This window comes from Pseudochrobactrum sp. sp1633, from assembly GCF_030376605.1.
GTDB lineage: Bacteria > Pseudomonadota > Alphaproteobacteria > Rhizobiales > Rhizobiaceae > Pseudochrobactrum.
This window is the reverse complement of record NZ_JARRAE010000010.1, coordinates 1-22,618: the sequence shown is the minus strand read 5'-3', so window position 1 is coordinate 22,618 and position 22,618 is coordinate 1. Positions and strand designations below refer to the sequence as shown.

Sequence of the window (22,618 nt, the reverse complement as noted above, 5' to 3'; positions counted from 1 at the left end):
TTATGCCTTAGGGAATTCAAGCCCCATTTCGCGGTAACGCTCAGGGTCATTGCCCCAGTTATCGCGGACTTTCACGAACAGGAACAGATGAACCGGTTGCTCCAGAATTGCTGAAATTTCCTTACGCGCGGACTGGCCGATCGCCTTAATCGTCTCGCCTTTGTGGCCAAGAACGATTTTCTTCTGGCTGTCGCGCTCGACATAAACCACCTGCTCGATACGCACAGAACCGTCTTTACGTTCTTCCCACTTTTCGGTTTCCACCGTTGAGGAATAAGGCAGTTCTTCATGCAGGCGCAAATAGAGCTTTTCACGGGTCACTTCTGCTGCCAGCTGACGCATCGGCATGTCGGAAATCTGATCTTCCGGATAATACCAAGGGCCGTAAGGCATTTTGGACACGAGATAATCTAACAAATCCTTACAGCCGGAACCGGTCAGTGCCGAGATCATGAAAGTGTTCTCAAATTTCACTTTCTCATTCGCAGCCTGTGCAAGTTTCAGCAGTTTCGGCGGATCAATACGATCGACCTTATTCAGGATCAGAGTTTTATTCTGATAGCTCTTCTCAACGCTTTCCAGCAAAGCTTCTGCCGCTTCATTCATGCCACCCTGTGCATCAAGCAAGATCAGCACCTGATCTGCATCGCGGGCACCGCCCCATGCAGTCGTTACCATAGCGCGGTCCAGGCGGCGCTTCGGCTTGAAAATACCCGGAGTATCGACCAGCACGATCTGTGTCTGGCCTTCGGTGACAATACCACGCACCAGTGCACGGGTCGTCTGTACCTTATGGGTCACAATCGAAACCTTGGTGCCAACCAAACGGTTCACCAAAGTCGATTTACCCGCATTTGGTGCGCCAATCAGCGTTACGAAACCGGAACGGGTCTGGGTTTCCGTTGCCAAGGTGCTGCCCTCAAGCGGACGGTCTGTTTCAGTCATTCTTTATCTCTTTTAAAAGCAAGTGCTATTCGGAAATGCTCTGAACAAACCAGCACAGGTTTTAAGAGCTTAATTTAAGTTTAGCGTAGTTTACGTCTAAATTGAATGGATAAACCACTCACGACGAATTTGAGGGTAAACACCCTCAATAAATTCGTCCGGCATACAAAATGCCTCAGGAAAATACAGGTTTACTCAGCAGGCTTGTCTGCCTGCCACACGCCTTCACGGCATAGCATATTTTCCGCTGCAATCTGCTCGGCAATCCGCTTGGAGCGGCCGGTACCGGTTGCAGCCTGAAAGCCGGTAACTTTGACCTCAACCACAAACACAGGTTCATGATCAGGGCCGGTGCGGCTGACAATCTTATAAACCGGTTGCAGCTTCCCCTGCTTGCCTTGCTGATGCGCCCATTCCTGCAACTCGGTCTTGGCATCACGGCGCGCCGCATCACTCACTTTTGATCGCGGCTCCCAGTATTTCAGCACAAAACCGCGGGCAGCTTCCAGCCCGCCGTCGAGATAGATCGTGGCAATCAGCGCCTCGATCACATCAGCGCGCACATTCAAAAGACGCTTATCATTGAGACTTTTAATATCGGAACCGGTTTCAATCAGATCACCCAGCCCGATTTCATCAGCAACAGAAGCACAACCTTCAGCACTGACCAGCGCATTCAAACGCACAGACAGCTCGCCTTCCGGCGCATCAGGGAATGCCGCGAACAGCATATCCGCTATAATCAGGCCGAGAACGCGATCGCCCAGAAACTCCAGCCGCTCATAATTCGAACCGGATTGCGGCCGCGCACTGGAATGCGTCAATGCACGCTCAAGACGTGCATGATCAATAAAAGTATGGCCGGTTTTCTCTTGTAGTATTTTTATACGTTGACGGTCAGAAACCATTTTCAGGCTCCTGATCCGCAACATTGTCAGTGATTAATTCAGTCAAAACACACATCAGTTATTTGTCGTTACCACGGATTTCGGATTTTCAGTTGCCCCTACCCAGTTCAGCAAACGATCAAATCGCAGATTGGTCGGCCAGCGCCACAGTTCCAGCGGGCTGTATTTTCCGGAAATAGAGAAGAAAATCACATTGGCACGACCAACAAAATTTTCATAAGGCACATAGCCCACAGAATAACGGCTATCCAGCGAGTTGTCGCGGTTGTCGCCCATCATGAAATAATGGCCGGCCGGCACTTCAAAGACGCGCGTATTGTCGCCCATCGCATTCGGATTCACGTCCAGCGTCTCATAGGAAACACCATTCGGCAGCGTTTCGCGATAAACCTCAATCGGACGATTTTCATCAGTCACATCCGGATTGGCAATCTCGCCAACCTTCTCCCGCGGAACCGCAACATCATTGATGTAAAGAATGCTGTCGCGCACCTGAATTTTATCACCAGGCAGGCCGATCACACGCTTGATATAATCAATATTGGTATCGCTCGGCAGTTTGAAGACTGCAACATCACCGCGTTTTGGCTCGGCACCCCAGATGCGGCCTTCGAACAGATCCGGCGAGAAAGGCAGCGAGAACTTCGAATAGCCATAGGCATATTTGGATACGAACAGATAATCGCCTTCCAGAAGCGTCGGACGCATCGAGCCGGACGGAATGCTGAATGGCTGAAACAGCAAGGTACGGATAACAAGCGCAAGCAGCAATGCCTGCACAATGATACTGACGAGTTCACCAGCACCGCCGGTTTTTTTCACTTCACTCTTGTTAGACAAGCTGGTTTTTCTCCGCTTCTGCGCGCGTTTTATCGTGCGACTCTTAACCTCTACAAAGCCATGAAGCAATCAGGAACTCACAGAACAAAGTCAGGCATTCCGGCTGCGTTGCAGAAAACCCGCATCTATGCCGGTTTTCGGATAAAAAATACAAACCGGCTCTTGATATTTCCGTTAGCGATTCACGGCAGAAATGCTGACAGCTTTGATCCTGAAAATTGTTCAAATTATTGCATTTACGCAGTCTTTCGCTCTGGTTATCGCTCAAAAGACATGATGTATTCTGTTCCACAATATTGATAACCGGTGTTTTTACAGCCTCCGCAGGAGACTTCTAAACACGGTAAAAAAACACAGGGGAGTTCAAACAATCATGTCTCAGGCCGCGGAAATCCGTCTCTTCACATCACAGGATAAAGCCGCATGGCTGCCATTGTGGAAGGGCTATCAAAACTTTTACAAGACCCAGATTTCTGATGATGTGAGCGATACAAGCTGGGAAAGACTGCTCAATGCTGATGAACCGATGAGCGGCGCTTTCGTCTGGGTTGACGGCGAGGCCGCCGGTTTCGTCCATTATATCCGCCATCGCTCCACATGGGCAAAAGGCGATTATTGCTATTTACAGGATCTTTACGTCAATCCGGAAATCCGTGGCAAAGGGCTTGGCCGCGCGCTGATTGAGCATGTTTATAAAACCGCCGAAGAAAGCGGATGCTCACGCGTGTACTGGCTGACACATGAGACAAATACAGATGCTATGGTGCTTTATGACCGCGTGGCCGATAAATCCGGTTTCATCCAGTATCGTAAAATGCTCTGAGAAAAGAAAAGCGCTCGTCATCACAATGCGGGCGCTGTCATATCATTTCAGGCCGGAATTGCCTCAATAACAACGAAAGCCTGCGCCAGCGGATATTCATCCGTGATGCTCAGATGCACCACGGCTTTCATTCCCGCAGGCATCATCGAGAGAAGACGCGTCTCTGCGCCATTGGTCAGGCGCATGGTCGGCTTGCCGGACGGCAGATTAATCACTTCCATATCCCGCCAGAAAACACCGTGAGAGAGGCCGGTACCGAGCGCCTTGGAACAGGCTTCTTTGGCTGCGAAGCGCTTGGCATAGGTAGCTGCTTTCAGCTTACGGCTTTCGGCCTTGGCACGTTCACCATCCGTGAAAACCCGTTCAGTGAAACGGCTGCCGTGGCGCTCAAGTGTTTTTTCAATCCGGCGGATATCAATCAGATCGCTGCCGATACCAATGATCATCGGGACACGCCCTGCTCTGCCAGTGATTTTTTCACGGAAATCCGCTGCAGGCGCTTATGACGATAGCTGATCGTCGCCCAGCGTGTTGCAACATAGACGGCCAGCGCACAACCAAGACCAAGCACCAGTGAGCCAAACAGCATCGGCTTTAAAATCGGCTGCCAAAGTTCAGCAAAACTCATCTGTTTGAAAATTTCGCTTTCCAGAATCCGGGTTAAAGGCAGTGCTTGAGACTGACCGTTTTCATCCACAATCATCCGGCCGACTTCGTAAGTGCCACCCCAGATAAACGGGATTGTCAGCGGATTGGCCAGTGCAGTACCTAGAGCTGCCGCGGCAATATTACCGGCAATCAGATAAGCAAGAACAATCGCCAAGATAAGGTGAAAGCCGAAGAACGGAGTAAACGCCGCGAAAACGCCAACGGCAAGTCCGGCAGCAACCGCATGAGGGCTGGCCGTAATACGGGTAATCCGCTTGCCCATATACCGCATTGAGCGTGAAAAAGAACGGCGCGGCCAGATCATTGTGCGAAGGCGCTCCTTGTAGCTCAAGGGTTCTCTGCGTCTGAACAACATGTATTCTCTGTCACCATCCTGATTAATGAACCGGTTTTACCGATTTTACTGATTATCCGGTTTTAACCTGATATTCCGCAGCCGGTTTACAGGTATCACTACCTTGCAAACAGCCGTAAACGAGGCTTCATAGGCCGGAACACCTTAAGAAGCTACTCTCATAATACGATATTAAGGCTTTTTTAACAGTCGAATATTTGCCGCAGAGGAACAAACCATCTCAGCGGCCAAGTGCGCAACAACAGCACAGCAAAGTAAGATAACAAAATGAAAGAGCATCGCACTGATCCGCCGCGCCCCCGTGGCTGATCAGGCGATGCCCTCTTCAGGCAAATTCCGGACTGAAGCTTACCCCTTCGGCCTGCAGAAACTGCCTTCTTCTTCGCATGCGGCCCGCGCCCCCGCGACCACTGCGAAGTCCCTCACATGGCAATTATCAAATTGCCATGCTGAAACTATGTGCACATTCCTTGCGGAACTCATCAAACACCGCCGCCACCAGCCGCACCAATGTATGATGCTCAGGAGACATGGTGATCACGCCATCATGCACCGTGACAATGCCATCAGCCGCAAGCGGACGCAGCAATGCCAGCTCATCAGAAAAATTAGCACCTGATGCAATTTCATTGAGATCGATCCTGAAATCACACATCAGCTTTTCAATAATCCGCCCGCGTAACTTGTCGGAATCATTGAATGCATAACCACGCACAACCGGCGCACGCTCTCCAAGGACCGCAGCCTTATATTGCCCGATATCTGCAATGTTCTGCGTGTAGCCCTCACGGAATTGCGATATGGACGATGCGCCAAAACCCAGCAATGTCGGGCAATCATCATCCGTATAGCCCTGAAAATTGCGTCGCAAATGCCCTGCCTTGGTTGCGACAGCCAGCGCATCAGCCGGCAGAGCATAATGGTCAATACCCACAGGCTCGTAGCCCATAGCCATTAATGTATCCCCGACAACCTGTGCCTGCTCATAACGGGCATCAGCATCCGGCAACAGACTCACATCAATCAGTCGCTGATTGGCGCGACGCGCGGGCAAATGCGCATAACCATAGCAGGCAATCCGGCTTGGGCGGAACCCGGCCACGCGCTCGCATGTTTCCCGCAAAGTTACAACCGTCTGCAACGGCAGACCATAAATCAGGTCAAAATTCAGGCTGGTAATACCTACCTGCCAGAGCGAGTTGACCGCAGATTCAATCTGTTCAATCGGCTGAATACGACCAATGGCTTCCTGCACCGCAGGATTAAGATCCTGAACACCCAGACTGGCACGATTGACGCCGACCTGCGCCAGATCACGGCAAAGCTTCTTGTCAACTTTGCGCGGGTCAAGCTCGATGGCGTGCTCCATATCATCCGCAAAGTCGAACTGCTCACGCAGAACCTGCGTGATACGGGCAATGCCCTCGCCACCCAGAATACTCGGCGTACCGCCACCCCAATGCAGATGCACGGCTTTCGGGCGCTCGGTCAAATAGTGTCCGGCCTGACGAATCTCACGGATCAACACATCAGCATAGGCCTCAATTACCGTATCCCGCCGCGCAACTTTGGCGTGACAACCGCAATAATGGCAAAGATCACGGCAATAAGGCACGTGAAGATAGAGCGAAACCGGTTCACTCTGCCTTAAACGCCGTAGCCACGCCTCATACTGATCTTGACCGACTGCCGCAGAGAAATCCGCTGCCGTCGGATAAGATGTATAGCGGGGCACGGCAAGCGAAGCATAATGTCTTGCCGCAATCTCCGTCATACTTTTTGTCCTCTACCGGCAGACAGCGCTGCCTGCTGTTTCAGTTCCATTGCCGGTACAACCGACATGTTTTTCATTTTCGGCGTAGTCGGCATATTTTTCATTTTCGGCGTAAACGCCGGGGCGAGCACCAGCATGTCATTGCGCAGTTCAAGCCGCAGGGCATTGAAAACTGCGAAGGAGCAGGCCAGTCCCAATCTAAAGATCCAAGAGAAACACCACATTTAGCTGCCCCCTTCTCACTCTTTTTCAAACGGTCATTAAGCATTAGGCGTATTATCGATACTGACTTTGACAATCGGGTCGCGCATAGCGCTAAAGGCCTGATTGTTATTGATAAAGATGGGCGGCAGAATACGGTTGGTATAGTCATAAATGCGATGCGTGCCCGTAAACTCTGTATTCAAAATGCAAATTACCAGCAGAGCAAAATTGTAAAAACAGCCTGCCGGATATGTTGCACCAAAAGAATCCGTCCTCCCCTGAGAACTGGTGTAGCAACATGGGAGAAAACCGCATTGATCTGGATCAATGAGCATTAAATAGAAAACGGGCGGAGAATTTTCCCCGCCCGTCTGCAAAACTCAAAAGCAGCTTATTGCTTTAGCGCCAACCATTGTGTGGCGTGAACATTTCTCAGATTATCATGCCAGCCCTCAATCCGGTCAGAGACCAGAGACCTTGAGGCATAAGTGAGCAGCGGTATAATCACCTGCTCCTGAAGCAACAGCCGCTCCGCATCCGCCAATATGACTGCGCGCGCTTTAAGGTCAGTGGTTACCGAAGCCTTATCCAGCAAAGTATCATAGGCTTTATTTGACCATTTCGCATAATTGAAGCTGCTGGCGCTTTGGTAGAGAAACAGAAAACTCTGCGGGTCGCTGTAGTCTCCGATCCAGCCATCACGCGCCAGATTGAAATCTCCGCCTTCGCGCAAATAATTGAAATAGGTCGTGCCTTCCATCTCATTCAACTTTGCTTTGATGCCGATATTTTTCAACATATCCGCAACGGCTGCCATAACATTCTTATGGTTCTCGGACGTATTATAAAGCAGCTCTACCGTCAGGCTGTTCGGGGCGACACCGGCCTCTTTTAAAAGTGCTTTTGCCTTGTCTTCACGGTCGAGAATATCCTCATTTGCATAATCCTGACGCACCCCGCCGCTGATATAATTATCGATGCCCGGCGGCACTAAGGAATAAGACGGCAGCATCGTGCCCCGCCAAATCTCAGATGCAATAAACTCACGATCAATCACCAGCGACATGGCGCGGCGTACACGCGGATCTTTCAGAGGGCTGCCGTCTTTGCCTTTAATATCAAGAAAATAACTGCCCAATTGCGAGGCAACACGCAGCTGGGTGCCAAAGCGCTTTTTGACATAGTCCATTTGCTCTGCGGCCACATCCGAGCAAATTTGCATCTCTTTTGCCTCAAACCGGCGCATGCAACTGGAGCGGTCTTCAAAGGGCAACCAGTTCACCACATCAATTTTGACCTTATCCGCATCATAGTAATACGGATTTTTCCTCATGGTGATTTTGTCATTCGGTATGAAGCTGACCAGCTGATAAGCACCGTTACTCACCAGATTGCCTGGCGCTGTAAATTTATCGCCATATCTTTCAACACTTTTGCGGTGCAGCGGCAGTGCCGTATGATGTGCCATCAGTTGCAGAAAATACGGTGTCGGCGCTTTCAGCGTGAATTTCACTGTGAAATCATCGGGTGCTTCCACGCCTAATTGTTCAGACGGTATTTTACCTGTCGCGACGGCTTCAGCATTTTTGATCGGAAACAACACACTGGCATAGGGAGCAGCCGTTGCCGGATTCATAATACGGCGGAGCGAATAGACAAAATCCTGCGCTGTTACCGGATCACCATTCGACCATTTCGCATTATCGCGCAGATGAAAAATATAAGTCAGACCGTCCGGCGACATATCCCATGACTTTGCCACACCGGCGATGATCGCCCCCTTGGCATCTTCCATCACCAGCCCCTGATAAAGATCCGCCAGAAGCGCCGCCTCATCAACCGTTGATGTCAGTTGCTGATTGAACGATGACGGATCACCGCTATTGCCTCGGTTTAAAACAGTTTCAGCATGCGCAGAACCGGTGAGCACAGATAATACTAAGCCTGAAATCAATAATGAACGGCGCATGGCCCCTCCTGAATTTATAAATAAAAACTCCCGCGCCGATATTACGTGAGCGCGGGTTCACGAAAATCCCAATAAATACAGAAAGAACACAAAGCATCACTAATGCGTGTCTCAACAACAAGCACAGGCACAAGCTAAAATATCTGTCAGAAATCAGTTTTTAAATTCGGTACCCGCGACAGCTGAAAGCGAACGGTGCGAGAGAATGTTCACCGTATTGGCATCCGGCAGATGGATCAGACCCTGTGTACGCAATTTTGTAAAACAGCGGCTGACCGTTTCAATCGTCAGGCCGAGATAATCCGCAATATCCGTACGGTTCATCGACAGATGCACCGGATTGGCCGGATGACCGACACGCTCAGCCTGTGCCGACAGAACCAGCAGAAAAGAAGCCAGTTTTTCGACCGGCGCAAGGCGCCCCAGCACCAGCTGATTATCACGCGACTGACGCAGAGCTTCCCGCGTCATTACATAAAGCCGGTCTTTAAGAGCCGGATACTGATCCATCAGCTCATCCATCTCATTCACGGCAAAGCAGCACAATGTGGATGGCACAACAGCCTCAGCCGTCTGCGAATAGCTTTCGTCATCGGCCAGACCAAGATAATCGCCGGGATAAAGAAAACCGGAAATTTGACGGCGCCCGTCAGGCAGCAAAGTAAAAAGACGCAATAAACCGGAAGTCAGGCTGAAGACTTTCAGCTTCGGCGCGCCCTCTTCCACCAGCATTTCACCGGTTTCCAGCTTGCGCGAAGCCATAATGGCTTCCAGAGAATGCAGCGCATCATCCTGCAAAGCGGCGCAAATAGCCATTTTACGCACTTCACAATCAACACATGCTCCACACGGATCACGGTGACGCTGATTGTGCATTGTCTGAGCAGTTAGAACTGAAACCACGATGATGCCTTTAAAGTACCCAATGGGGTTTATGCGTAACAGCCTGCGCAATGCAAAGCAGAATTAATGCTATAGCTGCAAATTTTATGCAGAATATGTACGTTTACGTCATGGCACGAAAAGCCCGGGATTTCCATATCCCGAGCTTGCCTGCGTCAAATAACGCTCTGAAATTTTAAAGTTTGGTCAAATATTGCGGCTGCCGGGTTTGATCGCCGGAATGGCGGCCAGTTCCGGTGGCAGGTCATCCTTATCGTAGGACGGCACTTCATACTCTGCCAGTGCGATCAGCTTTGTGCCCACATCGGCTTTACCTGCCGAGCGGTCAACAATACAGGCGGCTGCAACAACTTCAGCCTTCAGATCGCGCAGTGTTTCAATCGTCTCACGGATCGACAGGCCGGTTGTCACAATGTCTTCCACAATAACAACGCGGGAGCCTTCCGGCAGCTCGAAACGGCGCAGCTTGAACACACCATTTTCACGCTCAACCCAGATTGAAGGCACACCAAGATGGCGTGATGTCTCATAAGACGGGATCAGACCGCCGATTGCAGGGCCGACAACATAGTCAATCTCACCCAGACCAGCGGCTTTAATCTTCTCAGCCAGAGCTTTACAGAGCTTTTCAGTCTTGTCGGCATGCATGAACACCCGTGCTTTTTGCAGAAAAACAGGACTGCGGCGGCCGGAAGTGAGGATAAAATGCCCCTCAAGAATGGCACCTGCCTCATGAAATACGCCCAGCACATCTTCAGTATTCATAAAAAGCCTCTTATCCGTTAACGCGCTGTGCATCACTCACGCAGGCGCTTTCTTTTAATTGCGCAATAATGCGATTGAGATGTTTGAGGTCCCAGACCTCAAGATCCATAATCATTTCCGTAAAGTCCGGCGCGGTGCGCACCATAGAAAGATTGTGAATATTCGTATCATTCACAGAAATGACCTGTGCAATCTCTGCCAGCGATCCCGGTGAATTGATTGCTGACACGGAAATACGTGCCGGAAAACGCTCGTGCATTTCACCGTCAATATCCCAGCGCACATCTATCCAGCGTTCCGGCTGATCATCATAGGCGGTCAGCGCAGATGACTGGATCGGATAAATTGTGATGCCAACGCCCGGCTGCAGAATACCGACGATACGATCGCCCGGCACCGCACCTTCCGGCGCAAAACGAACCGGAAGATCAGAGTTTGCCCCGCGGATCGGCAATGCATGCCGGCTTACCGCTGCAGCCTGTGTTTGTGCATCCGTGTCGCCGCTTGCACTACCTGCACTGCCCTCTGGCACCTTAAAGATCATGCCGGCAGCATTTTGCAGGTTAAACCAGCCTTTTTCACCGGTTTTTGCAGGGCTGTTCTGAGTAATACGTGTGTCCTGATAGTCCGGATAAACCGCTTTCAACACATCACCGGAAACAAGTTCCCCGCGTCCTACAGCCGCGAATACATCCTCAATATCTTTGCGCGCCAGTCGCGCCAAAGCTGGTTTGAGCAGCTCTTTGCTGAACGGCTTGTTACCACGCTCAAATGCGCGTTCAAGAATACGCATGCCAAGGCCGGAATATTGCTTGCGCACGGCAGCGCGCGTTGCGCGGCGGATAGCAGACCGCGCCTTTCCGGTAACAACAAGCGACTCCCATGCCGTCGGCGGCACTTGCGATTTCGAGCGGATAATATCGACTTCATCGCCGTTTTTCAGCTCGGTCATCAGCGGCATCATGCGGCCGTTGATCTTAACGCCAACCGTTGAATCCCCGATATCTGTATGCACAGCATAGGCAAAATCAATCGGTGTAGCGCCGCGTGGCAGGGCAATCAGGCGACCTTTCGGCGTAAAGCAGAAGACCTGATCCTGAAACAGTTCCAGCTTGGTATGCTCCAGAAACTCCTCAGGATTATCCCCTTCTGACAGCGCTTCAATGGTGCGCCGCAGCCAAGCATAGGCATTGGATTCCGTAGAAATTGCCGTTGGCACAGTATTGCTGCGCCCGTCTTTATAGATCGAATGCGCGGCAACACCATATTCCGCCACATCATCCATTGCGCCGGTGCGGATTTGCAGCTCTACGCGCTGACGGGACGGGCCAATAATCGTGGTGTGGATAGAACGATAATCATTCTGCTTCGGCGTTGAAATATAATCTTTGAAGCGCCCCGGCACCATCGACCATGTGCGGTGAATAATGCCAAGCGCCTTGTAACAATCATCAACATTATCAAGGATAACACGGAAGCCGAAAATATCGGAAAGCTGCTCGAAAGACAGCCCCTTGGTTTCCATCTTACGGAAAACAGACCAAGGTTTTTTCTGTCTGCTGGAAACATCGGCATGCAGGCCTTTTTCTGCAAAAAGCGTTGCCAGATCGGCTTCAATCTTGCTGAGAAGGCCGCGGTTTTTCTCCATCAGCTCAGCAAGACGATCTGTGACTGCACGCCATGCTTCCGGATTGATATAGCGGAATGCCAGCTCTTCCAGCTCTTCACGCATATCCTGCATACCCATGCGGCCTGCAAGCGGCGCATAAATATCCATAGTTTCTTCAGCAATGCGCAGGCGCTTGTCTTCGCGCATCACACCGAGGGTACGCATATTGTGCAGGCGATCTGCCAGTTTCACCAGCAGCACGCGCACATCATCGGAAATAGCCAGCAGAAGCTTGCGCAGGTTTTCCGCCTGCACAGCTTTCTTGGAAACCAGATCGAGTTTTTTAAGCTTGGTCAGACCTTCAACCAGCTTGCCAATTTCAGGGCCAAAAAGCTGGTCAATCTCAGCGCGGGTCGCATCTGTATCTTCAATCGTGTCATGCAGCAGCGCGATGGCAATCGTTGCCTCATCAAGACGCATGTCGGTCAGGATTGCGGCGACTTCCAGAGGGTGCGAAAAATACGGATCACCGGATGCGCGCTTCTGACTGCCATGTTTTTGCATGGCATAAACATAAGCCTTGTTCAGCAGAGCCTCATTAACATCAGGCTTATAGTGCTGCACCCGCTCAACCAGCTCATATTGGCGCATCATCAGCCTGCACTCCCTTTAGTCGCATCCATCGCAAAGCATACCGAAATTTACTGTATTATTTATCAGGCAGAAACCTGTACCAAACTAAAAGCACGCAATAATTCAACAAGTTCCGGCGTTTTGCATGCGGCATTTTAACGACCAGATCAAGAAACAGCCTGACGCACACAAAATAAAGCGCCGCAGAGTGATCTGCAGCGCTTTAATAATCCGATCTTTACTGACACCGGCAACCTGTAAATACCGCCGGAAATCTGTTGAAACAGCTTAAAGCGCCTCAACAAAAATCAGTAATCGTCACTTTTCTCAGGTGCAACAAGACCTTCAATACCCGCCAGCAAATCTTCTTCGCTCATGCTGTCGAAAGTTGCAATGTCTTCAGCGCCGACAATAACTTCACCGGTCAGGTCATCCAGAGCACCGCTGATCTGCAATGGTGCCGGTGCTTCCGGCTCATCAATTTCCACATGCTTCTGCAGGGAATGGATCAGGTCTTCTTTCAGATCACCCGGCGACAGGGTTTCGTCAGCGATTTCACGCAGCGCAACAACCGGGTTTTTATCGTTGTCGCGATCAATGGTAATCTGACCGCCCTGTGAGATCTGTCGTGCACGATGGCTGGCAAGCAGAACCAGCTCAAAGCGGTTGTCTACCTTGTCAACGCAATCTTCAACGGTAACGCGGGCCATAGATCGCCCCTTTCATATCTCAAAATTAATTCAGGAATTCTTGGTTTCAATAACGGCACTTGACACAAAAAACAAGCAAAAGCGCACAAAGCCGCGATCAAAGTACCCAGAATATACAATACAGGGAATAACGGCAGCAATAAAGCAGCTGCCAAAGTAATCATGGAAGTCATGAAATTTTCTGCATGAGCGCCATATCACAACCCTGCCGTTTAAACCGCATCACCTTTTCTCAGGCAAAAGCCCGACAGAATCGGTCGCAATTTATTGCCATCCATCATCCGGCAAGCGCGGAAGCCGCGTAAAATAAAATCCGTTAAATCGTTTATACTCTTGGGCATCAAGGAACAGATATCATTTATATGATATTTGTGATATCTTAATCACACATTTTTCCGGCCTTTTACGAACAGCGCAATAAAAACAACCTGTGATTGCTTGCCTTTCTGTGCATGCGCCTTAGAACGCAGAGTAGGAGAGGCTTTTTTCAAAAATAAAATTGAAAAGTGCGGACAATTAATCAGCGAACTATTATTTGCTGAAGAATGGATAATTATCAAAATGTTTGATTCACGCGAAAAAATCGCGCTTTTTATCGATGGCGCCAATCTTTACGCTGCATCCAAGACTCTTGGCTTTGATATTGATTACCGTAAATTGTTGAAAGCTTTCCAGAAACGCGGTTATTTGCTGCGTGCTTACTACTATACTGCACTCGTCGAAGATCAGGAATACTCATCCATTCGCCCCCTGATCGACTGGCTTGACTATAATGGCTATAAAGTCATTACCAAAGCCGCCAAAGAGTTTACTGATGCGACCGGCCGCCGCAAAGTCAAAGGCAATATGGATATCGAACTTGCGGTCGATGCCATGCAGCTGACTGATACTGTGGATCATTTTGTGATCTTCTCCGGTGACGGTGATTTCCGTTGCCTCGTTGAAGCACTGCAGCGCCGTGGCCGAAAAGTCAGTGTTGTTTCAACACTCACAACGCAGCCACCAATGATTTCGGATGAGCTGCGCCGTCAGGCCGATCATTTCCTTGATCTGGTAACGCTGAAATCTGAAATCAGCCGCGAAGCCTCTGAGCGTCCGGCTCGCCGTTTTGAAGAGGAAGAAGAGCTTTACTAAGCTCTTCTGACCGGCCTTGTTAAATTCGGAACCATCCCGCGATTGCGCATTTTGTCCCCGCCTCCATGACTTTATACAAGTCTGGCGGGGCAATGAGCCTTCATGGCACAATGCGCCGGTTCCGGCATTTCTGCCGACCGCCCCGCAGAATAGCGCAACAGCAGTACAGACAACCACCCTGCCCGCTTTTCCTGAGCGTGTGCGTTTGCTGATTATTGGTCTTGCGCCGGGTTTGCGCGGGGCGAACCGCACAGGGCGACCATTTACCGGCGACTATGCGGGTGACCTGCTCTACTCCACTTTAAAAAAATATAATTTCGCTCGGGGCAATTTCGAAGCACGTCCTGATGATACGCTGACGCTCAATGATTGCGCCATCGTCAACGCTGTTCGCTGTGTCCCGCCGGAAAACAAACCTACCGGCGCCGAAATTAATACCTGCCGGCAGTTCCTGACGCCGTTTATTACCGGCCTCCCAAATCTGCAGGCCATTGTAACACTCGGTACAATAGCGCATCAGTCCACTATTCGTGCCCTTGGCCAACCCGTTGCGAAACATAAATTCGGCCATGCCGCCCAGACCAATATCGGGTCTTTGCGGATTTTTTCCAGCTATCACTGCTCGCGCTACAACACCAATACAGGCGTGTTGACGGAAGCCATGTTTCATGGCGTTTTCGAAAATGTGCGTGATTATCTCAACGATAATCAACACTGATTATTTCTCAAATACAAAAAGCCCCATCTGAAGCAGACAGGGCTTTGAACTTTCAGCAATTTGGAGCATTTCCGGTTTTGACTCGGAAATACCTTAGCCGCGATCACGCAACAAGCGTGATTTCTCGCGGTTCCAGTCACGGTTCTTTTCCGTCTCGCGCTTATCATGCAGTTTTTTACCGCGAGAGAGCGCAATTTCAAGCTTCACCATGCCACGCTCATTAAAATAGAGCTTCAGCGGTACAACCGTCATCCCATCGCGCGCGATAGAATTTGCCAATCGCACAGTTTCCCTTCCACTGAGCAGTAATTTACGCAAACGGCGCGGATCATGATTGAAACGATTGCCCTGCGTATATTCAGGAATATAGGAATTGATCAGCCAGAAAGCGCCATTCTCATAACTGGCATAGCTTTCAGCAATATTCGCCTGATTGGCACGCAAGGATTTAACCTCGGTCCCGGACAGAACCAAGCCGGCCTCAATAACTTCGAGGATCTCAAAATTATAACGTGCCTTGCGGTTGTCAGCGATGATTTTGCGCGCAGGCGCATTCTTTTTCGTATTCATGGCAGCAATATATATCTGATCCGCAACTTTACCAGCAGCTTTTGATTAATTTTCCGCATGTTAGCTACAAAAAACCAACAGCCGCAAGCATAAAAAAACCTGCCGATTTCACAGTGAATGTACCGGCAGGCATAAGTGATTTGCAGCAAAATAAACAGCGTAAACTGTTCAGTTATGCCGGTTGCGCAGGATTACTGATTCAGCAAGCCTGCATGACGCAGCGCTGCATCGATTTTCTCTGCGGTTTCTGCTTCTATCGGCATCAATGGCAAGCGCAGGCGATTTTCAATACGTCCGGTACGTGCCAAAGCATATTTAACACCTGACGGGTTCGGCTCCATAAACAATGCTTTATGCAATGGCATCAGGCGATCCTGAATTGTCAGCGCCGTTGCATAATCACCGGCGAGACATGCCTCTTGAAACTGCGCGCATAGACGCGGAGCAATATTGGATGTCACCGAAATACAGCCGCGGCCACCATGAGCATTAAAGCCAAGCGCTGTTGCATCTTCACCGGAGAGTTGAATGAAATCCGCGCCGCAAGTTGCGCGCTGTTCGGATACGCGCTCAATTTTACCGGTCGCATCTTTAACGCCGACAATATTTTTATGGTCGCGCACCAATGCACCCATTGTTTCCGGTGTCATATCAATGATTGAACGACCCGGAATATTATAAATCACCAGCGGAATGGAAATCGCTTTGGCAACTGCGGAAAAATGCGCATAAAGCCCGCGCTGATTTGGCTTGTTATAATAAGGTGTCACGACCAGAACCGCATCGGCACCGGCGCCCTCAGCATGCTGCGCCAGCTCAATCGCTTCAACAGTATTGTTTGAACCTGCTCCGGCAACAATCTGCGCACGACCTTTTGCTTCCTCAACGCAAACCTCAATCACCCGTTTGTGCTCATCATGCGATAGCGTCGGTGTCTCGCCGGTTGTGCCAACTGGCACAAAACCGTGCGTTCCCTCTTCTATCTGCCAGTTTATAAGGCCACGGAACGCTTTTTCGTCAAACCCACCCTGCTCGGTGAATGGTGTGACGATAGCCGTGATTGAGCCCTTAAGCATCGGGTACTCCCAAAAAAGTTTGCCTGAGTTTTAAAATGAATTGCGTATCAGCAAAAGATGAGCTGAGCACACAGTCTTTGAAGTTCGTAATCAGTCCTGAAATTTTGCCCGCTCAAGGCCTGATTACGAGATATTAAATATGGTAAACTGCATATATGATCGTATCAAACATACAGCGTATAATAATGTCATTCTATTCATCACAACAGTCGTGACGGCACCATCCATACAGGCTTTACAGCCGCATACAGAATGATGGTATCACCATCTGTTTATGAAAAGTGCTGCACCATAGTCTTGCAATTCTGACGGATCAAGCGGTTTTATACATATCCGTTAGCAATTCATCACTATGCCGAAAATAGGTCCTGTTTTCGTCTAAACGACGCAAGTCATTGAGCGAAATGACGAAAACATTCAACAAGCAAATCACTGATTTGGGTGTTCTTTCCCGAATAAAGACCAGTTAATACCGGCAAAACTTTGGCGCTTCGCATTGTGAATATGCCAACCAAAGCTATGCCCTATTTAAGGTAAGGCTTCATTAACTCTGCCTTCACAGATCTGGCTTATAGTCCTTGAATCAGAACCACAGGCAGCGCCAGTTATCAACATATTCAGAGCCCGTTTATTCCATAGAACGGTATTTCTATAACTCTCAGTTTTTGCTCGAATATCTTTAAAATCTGCCTTAAATTTGCTTCAACAGGGTTATAACGGATTTGTAATGCGTAAATTTGCACTTTTCGGACAGAAACCAGATCAGCGTTTTTTAGCCCTTACACTTCTATGTGCAAGTATGGCAACGAATATACTGACGGCTAATGCTCAGGAAGCCGAAAATGTGCCAACACCTTTGTTGCGCCCCTTTGCACCAACCATAATGCGCAACATGCCCGCCCCGATGATGCGGCCTGATCCGACAACCACAGCGACTATTCCGCGGACCCAGGCACCGGCGGCGATGAATGGCAGCCTCAAAACTGCCCTTGATGCTCTTTCTGCTAAAGACGCCCGCCGTGCTCTGGCCATTCGCAACGGAATGCCTGCCGGAGATCTTGACCGTAATATTCTCACCTGGGCATTAGCCTTGTCGGGTGCTGATGGCCTGTCGAGCGGTGATATCGCTTCTGCTGCCGCAGAACTGCGCGGATGGCCGGGCATGACGACGGTTCAGCGCAACACCGAACGGGCGCTCTATCGTGAAAACGCACCGGCCGGCACTGTTATCTCTTATCTCGGAAATCGCACTCCGCAAACGACAGAAGGCATGATCCTGTTAGGCCGTGCTTATCTTGCCAGCGGAAATCGCAGTGCTGCGCGCCAGTTGATTGCGCCGTGGTGGGCAAAAGCCAAGCTGGACAATAAAGATGAAGCACTGGTTTTACGCGAGTTTTCCGGTGTTTTGACCAAAGAGGATAATCAGGCGCGGTTTCTGCGTATGCTTTATGATAACCGTATGCAGTCCGCAGCACGGTTAGCGGCACCGGCAAATGCTGAATCACTTTATGCGGCTTTTGTTGCTGTTAACAAACGCGCACCGGATGCTGCACAAAAGCTGAATGCCGTGCATGCCTCATGGCAGTCAAACCCCGCCTATTTATATATAAAGATTCAGCATTTACGCCGCACCGAGCGTTATACTGAAGCGGCCAATCTGATGCTGAAAGCTCCGCGTGATGCCAAATCGCTGGTTGATCCCGATGCATGGTGGACTGAGCGTCGCGTGCTTTCCCGCGAATTGCTGGACATCGGCAAGCCGCAGATTGCCTATCGTCTGGCGGCTGCCCACAGTGCAGAAACACCAACGATGGCTGCAGACGCAGAGTTTCATGCCGGTTGGTATGCGTTGCGCGCATTAAATGATGCGTCGACTGCGCAGAAGCATTTTACACGTATCGCTGAAATTTCGTCCCGCCCGATGTCTGCTTCCCGCGCCTATTATTGGATGGGACGCGCCGCAGAAGCCGGTGGTGGCGGCAATGCAAAGCAAATGTATCAGCGCGCATCCTATTACGGCACATCTTTCTATGGTCAGCTGGCTGCCGCAAAACTTGGCAACAATGTTTTGCAATTGCCTTATCCTAAACCAAGCGCCACAGATCGTGAGCGTTTTGACAGCCGCGAACCGGTTCGTGCAATCCGTCGCCTTGAAGCGATCGGCTATGGCAACCGCGCTCAAAGCCTTTATATCAACATGGCGCAGGAACTGAGCAGCACCGGCGAACTCGCTCTTCTCGCTGTGATGGCTGAGCGCAACAGCAACCACTATCTGTCACTGCGTGTCGGCAAAGTTGCTGCTGGTCGCGGGCTGGACGTCGGCGCACTTTCCCATCCGACCGGCGCAATTCCGGCCAATGCCAATATCAAAGGCTCCGGTGCAGCCCTCGCCTATGCGATTGCCCGTCAGGAAAGTGAATTCAATATATCTGCGGTTTCCAGCGCCGGTGCGCGCGGACTGTTGCAGCTTTTACCGGGCACAGCCAAGGGCGTTGCACAACGTGCCGGTCTTGCTTATTCCGATAAACGTCTGACAACGGACGCTGCATATAATGCGACACTTGGCGCCCATTATCTCGGCGAGCAGATTGAACGGTTTAACGGTTCTTATATTCTGACTTTTGCCGGATATAATGCGGGTCCAAGACGTGCCAGCGAGTGGATTGCAAAATACGGTGACCCGCGCGGACAGAATCTTGATCAGGTTGTGGACTGGATTGAGCGGATTCCCTACACCGAAACCCGCAATTATGTGCAGCGCGTGATGGAAAACTATGCCGTTTACAAATCACGCCTCTATGGCAACGCCAATATTCAGCAGGATCTTGTGAGCGGTCGACGCGGCTAGAGCGTATTCGTTCTATCGCAATTGCACTACCGCCTCAGGGTCATGCATAAAAACAACCAAAAGCCGCACTGCAAAATTGCAGCACGGCTTTTTTGTTAAATGACCAATATCAGACACTGACTGATGATGATCTGAACACATACCAACTGCGAAGGCCCCTAATTTCAGCGTCCGCTTTGGTTAGTGCAGATTACACGGGGTAATTGTTGCACTTTAAAATGGTTTTCTTCAGTTTTTTGATGGGAGAAAGGCGCAGAGCGCAGTCATCAGCCATCCGCCAATCATTAATGTGCCGCCCAGTGGTGCAGCCATAGCAAACAATCTGTTCCCTGTCAGATCCCGCAGAATCAAATCACCGGAAAACAGAACTAGACCGATCAAAACCAGCACGGCTGACCAATAAACTGCGCGGCTCCTTGCACTTAAGAATGCAAAACCTAAAAATGCTGCGGCATGCCCCAGTAAAATCGGTGCGACTACCCCCAAAAACGCATGATCACCGTGTGCTGAGGCTGCATAACTTGCCATAGCCCCCGCACCGGATATGCCACCAAAAAACAGAAAAAGACGTTCGCCACCCGCAACCATAGTCTCAACCTTGTCACATAGAATCCCAAACAGCGCGTCAGCAATGCGATTGCTGACGGTGCGAATTCCTTCAATTCGAGTTGCTATATCTAAAGTGCAATCCGAAAACTGTGAAGCGATTTCGGGCAAACTGCGTGGCCCAACTCAAAAAACAGAGCATTTTCAGTGTTTCAGATTCAACTAAAACGCTCTGATACCGGTAGCAAGGAAATGCCAACCGGATCAAAATTCATACTACAGATAGAATATTACGCTTGAACAGGATTATAGCAGGCCAACCCATATAGATTGCTGTGTTTCCGGCTGAACCGGAGAACAAGCATCATGGCCTGCATAAAAAGTGTTTCATCGAGATATGAGTCGCTATTTTCAGCAGGCAAATACATACCTGCCCTGCTTCACCCGCACTGACAGAGTTGCTTCACACATTATCGCACATCAACGATGTGCAATAATGTGAAAACAACTATAATCAGCGGACTTCCAGCACTTTTACGCAACTATCAAGGTCATTCGTCGCAAGATGGGCATAACGCATAGTCATCTGAAGTGTCTGGTGACCAAGCCACATCTGAACACGACGAATATCAATACCGCAGCGAACCAGACGAGATGCACAAGTGTGACGAAGAATATGAGGCACGACCTGCGTATCGGTACCAAGGCCAACTTCATATTTGGCATCATTCCAGACCGCGCGAAACTCAACCTGAGTGAGCATCGAGAACGGCCCTTTATGCCGGTCGACAACGATCTGGCAGCTTTTTCTTGCACGTTTTGTCAATGGAACTGTGCGGCTGCGATTCGATTTGGTGAGCCAGAACGTGACGCGCGGATCATGAAGATCATTCCATGTCAGACCGATAGCCTCACCGAGTCGGCAACCTGTGTCGACCAGAAAGACAGCCAGACGATAGCTATGCTCACATCGCGCTTTAATTGCAGAAAACAGTCGTGCTTCTTCTTCAAGTTCCAGAAAACGAATCCGCCCTGCCCGCTCTTTCTGACGAATGAACTCCGGCAGGCTAAAGATGTCCCCCATCTTATACGCCTTTCGCAGTAACTTGCTAAGTGCAGCCATCTTTCTATTGATGGTTGCATTGCTGTTATTGCGCTCACGCAGGGAACCGATAATTCTGTCGAGCATTTCCTGGCTAAAGCCACTGAAACGCTCCCCCTTCAGAATTTCATTTATCTCACCGAGAAACAACCTCACATTGTATTTATGAGAACCGTCGTCCCATAAAATATTGAGGTAGCGTTCGGATAAATCAGTAACAGAATACTGACTTACAATACGATGCGTTTTTGTGTTCGAAGATGTGAAACTTAAATTATAGCCAAGAACAGGCGCAAAGTTATCAGCATTTTCGATCGAAATGTCCCGATTTAGCTCCATCATAGGGCCCCCCAGCCGTTTGAATGGTGAGGAGCTTTAGAGCCAACCAAGGAATAAAACAAGTCCGGGGAACAATTTTGATAGAGCACCATTGTATAACCACTCTGGTTAGATTTCTGTCGAGCCCCCTCGAAAAGTCTTAATTCCGCCTTTTCCACACAAAAAGTTCATACTGAATATTCTAAGCGCATCTCGTGAAAGATGGTCCCCGCTTGAACGCCTCATCTGAGACGAAAATACCAGCGGGTCACCCCGCTGGTACTTATTCCTTAACTAAACCAATGGCTTAGAAAGAACGCTGGAAGCGGATGATACCACCGAAAGCGTCTTTTTCGCCGCCAGCCAGACGAGCTGGATGGTCTTTTTTCCATGTGGTGTAGTTGATTTCAGGAGTAATTGTGAAGCCTGGAACCAGCTGGTAAGCTACGTTTGCAGCAACAGCAGTTTTGCCGAAATCTTCGTAAGCAGCCTGCAGGTTGAAAGTTGCTTTGTCGGTTGCCTTATACTTCAGACCACCCCAAACAGCCCAATCGCCACCCCAACGGCCGTACATGCCGTAGTTACCTTCATAAGAAGAATAACCGCCCTGTACCCATGCGGAGAACTGGTCTGTTACGTTTACATCGAGGCGAACTTTACCAGCCCACTCTTCGATTTCAGAGTCGTAAGCTGCAACACCAGCGATCGAACCCCAAGCCTGTTCGAACTTCAGACCACCAACAACATGTGGCATGTAGTCGTCGATAACAGCATCATAGCCAACGCCTTTATGGGAGAAGCCTTTAACTTCGCCCTGTTCAGCAGAGATAATAGCCGAGAAGCCGTTACCGCCAGTGAAGGTGTAGCTGATCAGGTTGGTGTTGTAGAGGCCTGCATCTACAACGTCATCGTTGATGATGTCGCCGAGGTAACCGGTAAATGTGTGGAAAGCTGAATCGGTTTTACCGATTGTCAGGCCACCGAGCTGAATGATTGCATGCTTCAGAGTATGCTTACCATCTACGCCATCACCGAAGTTGAAACGGTTTTCTGTGTAGGTCTTCAGTGTGCCCAGCTCAGTTTCAGCCGCTGTGTGTGTACGCAGTGTGAAACGGGTATTCTTCGACCATGTACCCAGCTCTTCGCCGCTGTATGGATCATCACCGAAAGATGCGTCGTAACGAACGTAACCGGAGATG

22 protein-coding genes are annotated in these 22,618 nt (G+C 49.9%); 4 read left to right on the top strand and 18 right to left on the bottom strand.

Features of this window, described 5'->3' with window-relative positions:
* The 3 genes from era to lepB form a co-directional block, all read right to left on the bottom strand.
* A complete protein-coding gene (gene era / locus P8H26_RS12105; RefSeq protein ID WP_289633295.1) occupies positions 1-945 on the bottom strand; it encodes a GTPase Era in 945 nt (314 codons plus the stop codon).
* Positions 946-1,136: 191 nt separating this feature from the next.
* Entirely contained in the window at positions 1,137-1,853 is a 717-nt protein-coding gene (rnc, locus tag P8H26_RS12100; protein ID WP_289633293.1) for a ribonuclease III, read from the bottom strand.
* A 54-nt stretch (positions 1,854-1,907) separates the two neighbouring features.
* The gene (lepB, locus tag P8H26_RS12095) at positions 1,908-2,693 is read right to left on the bottom strand and encodes a signal peptidase I (RefSeq protein ID WP_289633291.1); all 786 of its coding nucleotides are present in this window, start codon (positions 2,691-2,693) and stop codon (positions 1,908-1,910) included.
* Positions 2,694-3,066: 373 nt separating this feature from the next.
* On the opposite strand from lepB, the gene P8H26_RS12090 reads away from it, so the two are divergent.
* Complete coding sequence (locus tag P8H26_RS12090; protein WP_289633290.1) at positions 3,067-3,516, top strand: GNAT family N-acetyltransferase; 450 nt, start codon at positions 3,067-3,069, stop codon at positions 3,514-3,516.
* Between the two features lie 47 nt (positions 3,517-3,563).
* Here P8H26_RS12090 and acpS read toward each other — a convergent pair whose 3' ends face one another.
* The 10 genes from acpS to rpoZ form a co-directional block, all read right to left on the bottom strand.
* The gene (acpS, locus tag P8H26_RS12085; RefSeq protein ID WP_289633289.1) at positions 3,564-3,962 is read right to left on the bottom strand and encodes a holo-ACP synthase; all 399 of its coding nucleotides are present in this window, start codon (positions 3,960-3,962) and stop codon (positions 3,564-3,566) included.
* Positions 3,959-4,540: a DUF2062 domain-containing protein gene (locus P8H26_RS12080; protein ID WP_289633287.1), complete on the bottom strand. Its 582-nt coding sequence runs from the start codon at positions 4,538-4,540 to the stop codon at positions 3,959-3,961. Before P8H26_RS12080 ends, acpS begins: the two co-directional genes overlap by 4 nt.
* Before the next feature lie 436 nt (positions 4,541-4,976).
* Positions 4,977-6,314, bottom strand: a complete 1,338-nt coding sequence (gene hemN, locus P8H26_RS12075) for an oxygen-independent coproporphyrinogen III oxidase (RefSeq protein WP_289633286.1) — start codon at positions 6,312-6,314, stop codon at positions 4,977-4,979.
* Positions 6,311-6,538 carry a cytochrome bd-I oxidase subunit CydX gene (gene cydX, locus P8H26_RS18085; RefSeq protein ID WP_308446669.1) on the bottom strand — a complete coding sequence of 76 codons (228 nt, stop codon included), beginning with the start codon at positions 6,536-6,538 and terminating at the stop codon, positions 6,311-6,313. The genes hemN and cydX overlap by 4 nt, the downstream gene beginning before the upstream one ends.
* Before the next feature lie 36 nt (positions 6,539-6,574).
* Positions 6,575-6,721, bottom strand: a complete 147-nt coding sequence (locus tag P8H26_RS12065; RefSeq protein WP_289633285.1) for a hypothetical protein — start codon at positions 6,719-6,721, stop codon at positions 6,575-6,577.
* Between the two features lie 188 nt (positions 6,722-6,909).
* Positions 6,910-8,487 (bottom strand): peptide ABC transporter substrate-binding protein, encoded by a 1,578-nt coding sequence (locus tag P8H26_RS12060; protein ID WP_289633284.1) that lies wholly within the window; start codon positions 8,485-8,487, stop codon positions 6,910-6,912.
* Positions 8,488-8,640: 153 nt separating this feature from the next.
* Entirely contained in the window at positions 8,641-9,363 is a 723-nt protein-coding gene (locus P8H26_RS12055; protein WP_289633439.1) for a helix-turn-helix domain-containing protein, read from the bottom strand.
* A 213-nt stretch (positions 9,364-9,576) separates the two neighbouring features.
* The gene (pyrE, locus tag P8H26_RS12050; protein ID WP_289633282.1) at positions 9,577-10,155 is read right to left on the bottom strand and encodes an orotate phosphoribosyltransferase; all 579 of its coding nucleotides are present in this window, start codon (positions 10,153-10,155) and stop codon (positions 9,577-9,579) included.
* A gap of 10 nt (positions 10,156-10,165) precedes the next feature.
* The gene (locus P8H26_RS12045) at positions 10,166-12,418 is read right to left on the bottom strand and encodes a bifunctional (p)ppGpp synthetase/guanosine-3',5'-bis(diphosphate) 3'-pyrophosphohydrolase (protein ID WP_289633280.1); all 2,253 of its coding nucleotides are present in this window, start codon (positions 12,416-12,418) and stop codon (positions 10,166-10,168) included.
* Positions 12,419-12,705: 287 nt separating this feature from the next.
* A complete protein-coding gene (gene rpoZ, locus P8H26_RS12040; RefSeq protein ID WP_289633278.1) occupies positions 12,706-13,107 on the bottom strand; it encodes a DNA-directed RNA polymerase subunit omega in 402 nt (133 codons plus the stop codon).
* A gap of 561 nt (positions 13,108-13,668) precedes the next feature.
* On the opposite strand from rpoZ, the gene P8H26_RS12035 reads away from it, so the two are divergent.
* Positions 13,669-14,241: an NYN domain-containing protein gene (locus P8H26_RS12035; RefSeq protein WP_289633277.1), complete on the top strand. Its 573-nt coding sequence runs from the start codon at positions 13,669-13,671 to the stop codon at positions 14,239-14,241.
* Between the two features lie 16 nt (positions 14,242-14,257).
* Positions 14,258-14,959: a uracil-DNA glycosylase gene (locus P8H26_RS12030; protein ID WP_289633276.1), complete on the top strand. Its 702-nt coding sequence runs from the start codon at positions 14,258-14,260 to the stop codon at positions 14,957-14,959.
* A 93-nt stretch (positions 14,960-15,052) separates the two neighbouring features.
* Here P8H26_RS12030 and smpB read toward each other — a convergent pair whose 3' ends face one another.
* Positions 15,053-15,529, bottom strand: coding sequence for an SsrA-binding protein SmpB (smpB, locus tag P8H26_RS12025; RefSeq protein WP_289633275.1), 477 nt, complete (start codon positions 15,527-15,529; stop codon positions 15,053-15,055).
* 191 nt (positions 15,530-15,720) lie between these two features.
* A complete protein-coding gene (gene dapA / locus P8H26_RS12020; RefSeq protein WP_289633274.1) occupies positions 15,721-16,605 on the bottom strand; it encodes a 4-hydroxy-tetrahydrodipicolinate synthase in 885 nt (294 codons plus the stop codon).
* Between the two features lie 799 nt (positions 16,606-17,404).
* On the opposite strand from dapA, the gene P8H26_RS12015 reads away from it, so the two are divergent.
* Positions 17,405-19,453, top strand: a complete 2,049-nt coding sequence (locus P8H26_RS12015; protein WP_289633273.1) for a lytic transglycosylase domain-containing protein — start codon at positions 17,405-17,407, stop codon at positions 19,451-19,453.
* A 228-nt stretch (positions 19,454-19,681) separates the two neighbouring features.
* Here the strand turns inward: P8H26_RS12015 and P8H26_RS12010 are convergent, their stop codons facing one another.
* The 3 genes from P8H26_RS12010 to P8H26_RS12000 form a co-directional block, all read right to left on the bottom strand.
* Entirely contained in the window at positions 19,682-20,170 is a 489-nt protein-coding gene (locus P8H26_RS12010) for a DUF423 domain-containing protein (RefSeq protein ID WP_289633272.1), read from the bottom strand.
* Positions 20,171-20,513: 343 nt separating this feature from the next.
* On the bottom strand, positions 20,514-21,440 hold the full coding sequence (locus P8H26_RS12005) for a tyrosine-type recombinase/integrase (protein ID WP_289633438.1): 927 nt from the start codon (positions 21,438-21,440) through the stop codon (positions 20,514-20,516).
* Positions 21,441-21,726: 286 nt separating this feature from the next.
* On the bottom strand, positions 21,727-22,618 hold an 892-nt coding region (locus P8H26_RS12000; RefSeq protein ID WP_289633270.1), incomplete at its 5' end, for a porin.

Excerpts from the sequence above, each read along its gene's own strand:
- era (WP_289633295.1), bottom strand. The coding sequence starts at position 945 with ATGACTGAAACAGACCGTCCGCTTGAGGGCAGCACCTTGGCAACGGAA.
- rnc (WP_289633293.1), bottom strand. The coding sequence starts at position 1,853 with ATGGTTTCTGACCGTCAACGTATAAAAATACTACAAGAGAAAACCGGC.
- P8H26_RS12090 (WP_289633290.1), top strand. The coding sequence starts at position 3,067 with ATGTCTCAGGCCGCGGAAATCCGTCTCTTCACATCACAGGATAAAGCC.
- acpS (WP_289633289.1), bottom strand. The coding sequence starts at position 3,962 with ATGATCATTGGTATCGGCAGCGATCTGATTGATATCCGCCGGATTGAA.
- P8H26_RS12080 (WP_289633287.1), bottom strand. The coding sequence starts at position 4,540 with ATGTTGTTCAGACGCAGAGAACCCTTGAGCTACAAGGAGCGCCTTCGC.
- hemN (WP_289633286.1), bottom strand. The coding sequence starts at position 6,314 with ATGACGGAGATTGCGGCAAGACATTATGCTTCGCTTGCCGTGCCCCGC.
- cydX (WP_308446669.1), bottom strand. The coding sequence starts at position 6,538 with ATGTGGTGTTTCTCTTGGATCTTTAGATTGGGACTGGCCTGCTCCTTC.
- P8H26_RS12060 (WP_289633284.1), bottom strand. The coding sequence starts at position 8,487 with ATGCGCCGTTCATTATTGATTTCAGGCTTAGTATTATCTGTGCTCACC.
- P8H26_RS12055 (WP_289633439.1), bottom strand. The coding sequence starts at position 9,363 with ATGCACAATCAGCGTCACCGTGATCCGTGTGGAGCATGTGTTGATTGT.
- pyrE (WP_289633282.1), bottom strand. The coding sequence starts at position 10,155 with ATGAATACTGAAGATGTGCTGGGCGTATTTCATGAGGCAGGTGCCATT.
- P8H26_RS12045 (WP_289633280.1), bottom strand. The coding sequence starts at position 12,418 with ATGATGCGCCAATATGAGCTGGTTGAGCGGGTGCAGCACTATAAGCCT.
- rpoZ (WP_289633278.1), bottom strand. The coding sequence starts at position 13,107 with ATGGCCCGCGTTACCGTTGAAGATTGCGTTGACAAGGTAGACAACCGC.
- P8H26_RS12035 (WP_289633277.1), top strand. The coding sequence starts at position 13,669 with ATGTTTGATTCACGCGAAAAAATCGCGCTTTTTATCGATGGCGCCAAT.
- smpB (WP_289633275.1), bottom strand. The coding sequence starts at position 15,529 with ATGAATACGAAAAAGAATGCGCCTGCGCGCAAAATCATCGCTGACAAC.
- dapA (WP_289633274.1), bottom strand. The coding sequence starts at position 16,605 with ATGCTTAAGGGCTCAATCACGGCTATCGTCACACCATTCACCGAGCAG.
- P8H26_RS12015 (WP_289633273.1), top strand. The coding sequence starts at position 17,405 with ATGGCAACGAATATACTGACGGCTAATGCTCAGGAAGCCGAAAATGTG.
- P8H26_RS12005 (WP_289633438.1), bottom strand. The coding sequence starts at position 21,440 with ATGGAGCTAAATCGGGACATTTCGATCGAAAATGCTGATAACTTTGCG.